Here is a 1286-nt window from a genome sequence, read left to right as displayed (position 1 = left end):
CAAATTGTGCTTCAGTTTTAAAGGTGGTCATACTTACTCCTAGACAAACATTTTGCTCAAGCAGGCCTGCTTGATATTATTGAGTTTAGTGATTTGTTGCTGGTGCTGTTTGATTAATGCGTCGAGCTTTTGGAAGTAGTTGCCGATGGCAGACTGTTCGACCAAATCAGTGGGTATAGAAACGTTTAGATTAGCTAAAACTTTTTGACTTACCCCTTTAGCGGTACCACCACTAGATAGTGCAGAAAGCTCTCGAAACACTTTAGAACTTCTAAGTAAAACTGCCAGGAAATCTTCCGCAATAATTCCATATTTAACTATAAAAGCGATTGTTCTCTGACTTAAAATGTATTTATCAGTATTAGGAACTTGAGCCACATTGCCCATTGGCGCTTCTGTAGTAAAAAGCACTTGGCCCTGATGGAGTTCAGAACCACTCATCCATTTATCATACAGCTCTTGATCACCGAAATGCGGATCAATTGAAAAATCAATATAGCCTTGCTTAACATTTAAAGCCGACAGCGCTCTGTGCCCTGAAGAGCTCCAATCTAAGCCTAGCTTTTTAGGCGTGCGGCCTCGAAAGTCAATAATCCGTTCAATGCTATCAAGCAAGCTGATCTCATCCCACTCCCTACTAAACCCTTTAAAGCGGATTTCAGGTATGGTTTCACCTTGTTTAGGAAACATTTTTTCTAACATGGCTTTTTTAATGTTGTTGAGTTTGTCATGCTTTTGTTGGTGCTGATTGATTAGGCTATCGAGCTTTTGGAAGTAGTTGCTGATCATGATTTGTTCATTTTTCTTAGGTATACTTACTTTTGTATTTTGTACAACACTTATATAGTGTCGGGCATGCCCCATTACCTCAATTTGTGCGGTATTCAGTAAATGAAATGCGAATATAAGGTCATCTTCTCTACTGTTTTTTACCGTAAGAATTTTAATCGCTGACGATTTTACCATATAAGGGAAATCAACAAATTTACAGTCAAGAGTAAAATCATCAAAAATAATACTCGGATCATTATATGTCGATTTCTCATGAGTATAGCCAAGAAGAAACCCCTTGTTAGCAGTTAGTACTGGTGTATGATACTCATCAGAATATACAGATGATTTAACAATGTAATTATCAGGTCTCTCATAAGTAAACACCTCGCCCAGTCCCTTTTCCTCCCACTCCTCACTAAACCCCTTAAAGCGGATTTCAGGCACTTTATTATCCATACTCATCTTATTCACCCTTCAATAAGTTGGTAAGTTCGGTTAAGCCCTGCATATCA

General features: G+C 38.3%; 1 protein-coding gene. It reads right to left on the bottom strand.

Annotation, left to right across the window (positions count from 1 at the left end):
* Window positions 1–39: 39 nt before the first annotated feature.
* Window positions 40–1236 carry a restriction endonuclease subunit S gene (locus tag G468_RS0118175; protein WP_026824169.1) on the bottom strand — a complete coding sequence of 399 codons (1197 nt, stop codon included), beginning with the start codon at window positions 1234–1236 and terminating at the stop codon, window positions 40–42.
* Window positions 1237–1286 lie beyond the last annotated feature (50 nt).

This window comes from Arsenophonus nasoniae DSM 15247 (assembly GCF_000429565.1).
Classification (GTDB): Bacteria; Pseudomonadota; Gammaproteobacteria; order Enterobacterales; family Enterobacteriaceae; genus Arsenophonus; species Arsenophonus nasoniae.
The sequence above is the reverse complement of the archived record's forward strand: the minus strand, read 5'-3'. Positions and strand labels throughout refer to the sequence as shown.

Coding starts and splice junctions, on each gene's coding strand:
- G468_RS0118175 (WP_026824169.1), bottom strand. CDS start 1,236: ATGAGTATGGATAATAAAGTGCCTGAAATCCGCTTTAAGGGGTTTAGT.